3 protein-coding genes are annotated in these 3494 nt (G+C 60.7%); all 3 read left to right on the plus strand.

The features are described from left to right. Window positions 1–85 precede the first annotated feature (85 nt). The 3 genes from folK to ACJWXQ_RS02925 all read left to right on the plus strand — a co-directional run bounded on the left by folK (window position 86) and on the right by ACJWXQ_RS02925 (window position 3344). The gene (folK, locus tag ACJWXQ_RS02915) at window positions 86–607 is read left to right on the plus strand and encodes a 2-amino-4-hydroxy-6-hydroxymethyldihydropteridine diphosphokinase (protein WP_406672100.1); all 522 of its coding nucleotides are present in this window, start codon (window positions 86–88) and stop codon (window positions 605–607) included. A gap of 7 nt (window positions 608–614) precedes the next feature. Further along, window positions 615–1976, plus strand: a complete 1362-nt coding sequence (locus tag ACJWXQ_RS02920; RefSeq protein WP_346051716.1) for a S41 family peptidase — start codon at window positions 615–617, stop codon at window positions 1974–1976. A gap of 117 nt (window positions 1977–2093) precedes the next feature. Continuing rightward, a complete protein-coding gene (locus tag ACJWXQ_RS02925) occupies window positions 2094–3344 on the plus strand; it encodes an MFS transporter (RefSeq protein WP_406672101.1) in 1251 nt (416 codons plus the stop codon). Window positions 3345–3494 lie beyond the last annotated feature (150 nt).

The raw sequence follows: 3494 nt of genomic DNA on the forward strand, positions 1-3494 counted from the left end.
AGGGGGCGCTGAGCGATGCCGCTGACGTTGGCGTGTGTATCCGCCGCCGGGCCGAGGATTATGCGGCAGCCACGGAGGTGGCGGAATGAGGTCGGTTTACGTGGGTGTGGGCAGCAATATCGCGCCCGAGCAGCAGGTGCCCATTGCCGTGGCGGCGCTGGCTGACCGTTTTGAGGGGGTTACCGCCTCGCCGGTCTATCGCTCCCGGGCCGTGGGTTTTGATGGTGAGGATTTCCTCAATCTGGTGGTGACATTTGATAGTGAGGCCTCGCCGGGGGATCTCGCCCGGATAATGGACGAGATCGAGCGGGACTGTGGGCGTGAGCGTGGTGGTGAGCGTTTTGCACCGCGGCGGATCGATCTGGATTTACTGCTGGTGGGAAATCACGTCTCGGCCAGCGGTGAGCGACCGGAGCTGCCGCGTGGCGAGATCCTGCGCTACGCTTTTGTATTGAGGCCCTTGGCAGAATTGGCCCCTGATCTGGTCCATCCTGTGGAAGGCAGGCCAATGGCGACTATCTGGCGGCAGCGCCAGCCCGAGATTGACGGGGGCGATCTGCGACGGGTTGATCTGAGATGGCCAGAAGGCGTCCAAATTGCGGAGTAGAAATGTAATGAGCGAATCAATTCACAGGCTGAAGCGAGGCGCCGTTATTGGCCTGATTCTGCTGTCCGGGTTGTTCATTAGCGCCTGTCTGGATGACATCAATGAGCAGCAGTCCCAGGCCTTCAGCAAGGCCCAGTCCCAGTTGGCCTGTTCGGTTCAGGGTCAGAACCGCTCCGTAAAGAGCATCATGGAATTCTGGTACCTCTACGTGGACCAGATGCCCGATCGCGACCCCAATGATTTTTCCTCCCCTCGGGAAATGCTGGCGGCCTTGCAGGTCGATCCGCCGGACCGTTTTTCCTTTATCAGTGAACGGGAAACCACGCTCAATTTCACCGAAGAGGGCCGACGGATTGGTATTGGTGTGCAGTTGGCCCTGATGAATGCCCCCGACGACTATCGGGTGGTGGATGTATTTGCCGATGCGCCCGCCGATCAGGCGGATGTGCGCCGCGGGGATCGAGTGTTGCAGATAAATGGCCGCAGTGTGCAAGAGCTGTTCAATACCGGACAGTTGGGCAGCGCTATGGGGCCGGAAGAGGAAGGCGTGCTTGTCGAGCTGGACATGGAACGGGCTGATGGCGAAGAGCAATACAGCGTCAGCCTTGAGAAGGTGGAGTTCGTCGTCGACCCGGTGGTAAGGCTGAATTTCTTCGATTTGTCTGATGACCGGCGTGTGGCCTACTTTCATTTCCGCAACTTCATCGTGCCCGCAGCCGATCGCTTTGACGATGTCTTTGCCGAGCTCTCCGAAGAGGCTGTCGATGAACTGATCATCGATATGCGCTACAACGGCGGCGGGCGGATTGCGGTGGCGGAGCAGTTGGCGTCTCAGATTGCCGGCGACGCGGTTCAGGACGAGATCTTCGTACAGTTGGTCCACAATGAAGCCCGAACCGACCAGAACAGGATTCGACGTTTTGGTGAAGAGATTGGTGCGTTGGGGCTGGACCGCCTGCTGGTCATTGCCACCGAACGGACTGCCTCGGCCAGTGAACTGGTGGTCAACGGTCTGAGGCCCTTTATCGACGTTGAGATTATCGGGTCACGGACCTTTGGCAAGCCGGTTGGCTCTTATGGCTTCGAGATTTGTGACCTCATCATGTTCCCGACGGCCTTTGCCACCCTGAATGCCCTCGACGAAGGCGATTACTTTGATGGCCTCCCGGCCACCTGCGAGGCTGCGGATGATCTGGCGCTGCCGTTGGGCGATGAAGAGGAGTCCAGCCTGGCTGAAGCCCTGCACTTCCTGGAGACCGGCCAGTGCGACGCCGAGGCCGGCCGTCTGGCCCGGGAAGTCCAGCCCTTGCACCGACCGCAAGTCGGCGGGCCGGACGGCTGGGATCCGATCCACACGGGTATCCACTAGGCGCCCACAGGGGGGGGGATACCCCCTGTGGGCGCATGGCCTTTGCAGCAACACCTGCTTTTCCGTCAGTCTCGAGTCATTGCCCGTCCATCCGCTGGCAAGGGAGTCTAGTTCGCTGTGCGCCACACCCTGTTGTCATTGGCCGCCCTCCTGTTCTCTACCTTCCTCCTGCTTCTGGGCAGTGGCCTGCTGGGTACGCTGCTCAGTCTGAAAATGGGCCTGGAGGGGCTTCCCGACCCCGTTATTGGGATCATCATGGGGGGCTTCTACGCGGGCATGATGCTGGGCGGGGTGATCTCCTACCGCATCATTCGCCAGGTGGGTCACATCCGGTCCTTTGCCGCCTTTGCCGCCCTTAGTTGTGCCGCCATCATGGTTCACGGGCTGACCATCAATCCCTGGTTATGGTTTCTGCTGCGCCTGATCAATGGCGCCACCATGATGGGGATGTTCATCGTCATTGAGAGCTGGCTCAACGAACGGGCCGAGCCGGGCATCCGGGGCCGTGTTTTCTCCTTCTACATGGTGATCAGCTTCCTTGGTCTGGGGCTGGGCCAGTTCCTGCTCAACCTGGCCGATGTGGAAGGCCTGGAGCTCTATCTCATCGCCGGGCTGTTGTTTGCGCTTTGCCTGGTCCCCATTGCCTTGAGTCGAACGGTCCATCCCCAGGCGCCGGAGGGCAGTCGCACCCGACTCCGGCATCTGGCCCGCCTGGCACCTTTTGGTGTGGGCGGCTGTCTGGTCGCCGGCCTTGTCTTCGGTGCCTTCTATGCGCTGGGTGCTGTGTATGCCACCAATATCGGTTTGGATACCGCGGGTATTTCATTGTTGATGGGCGTGGCCGTGCTTTCCGGCCTGGTCTTGCAGTGGCCTGTGGGGCACCTGTCGGACTTTTATGATCGCCTGAACGTGCTCACCCTGCTGCTGGCATTGGTGGCTTTGCTTACCCTCGCACTGGCCCTGCTTGGCCAGACGGGGATGGTGCCGCTCTTGCTGCTGGCTGGCTTGTTCGGTGGGGTGGGGGCTACCATTTATCCGGTCTCGGTGGCCCATGTCACCGACTACGTCAGTCAGCATCAACTGGTTTCCACCAGTGCCACGCTGATCAAGACCTATGGCGTGGGGGCGACGCTGGGACCGCTACTGGGTGCCTTGTTCATGGCCGTCCTTGGCCCGGAAGGTCTGTTCTTCTTCATGAGTGTGGTTTGCGCTGTCGCTGCCACCCTGATCGCCGTGCGGCGCACGCCGGCAGCCGTCGCGGTGGAGGATCAGGAACCCTTCGTGGCCATGCCCCGCACCGGCTCAACCCTTATCTCGGAGATGGATCCGCGTACGGAGTCGGATGAGGAGCAAGTAAGGGAGAGCTAGGGTGTTTCGGGGCCAGCTAGATCAGTAAGCTCCCTCGCTGTAATCCCAAAAGCCAGCTCGGGCGTGGAGGGAGCTCAGGCGGGCGGCGGATGGGGGGCGTCAATCTTCTGGCCGCAGCGCTGACAGTGGCGGTCAAATAACACCCCATGG

Source organism: Natronospira sp., assembly GCF_007134575.1.
Classification (GTDB): Bacteria; Pseudomonadota; Gammaproteobacteria; order Natronospirales; family Natronospiraceae; genus Natronospira; species Natronospira elongata.

Bases quoted from the DNA above. Each gene is read 5' to 3' on its own strand.
- folK (WP_406672100.1), top strand. From the start codon at position 86: ATGAGGTCGGTTTACGTGGGTGTGGGCAGCAATATCGCGCCCGAGCAG.
- ACJWXQ_RS02920 (WP_346051716.1), top strand. From the start codon at position 615: ATGAGCGAATCAATTCACAGGCTGAAGCGAGGCGCCGTTATTGGCCTG.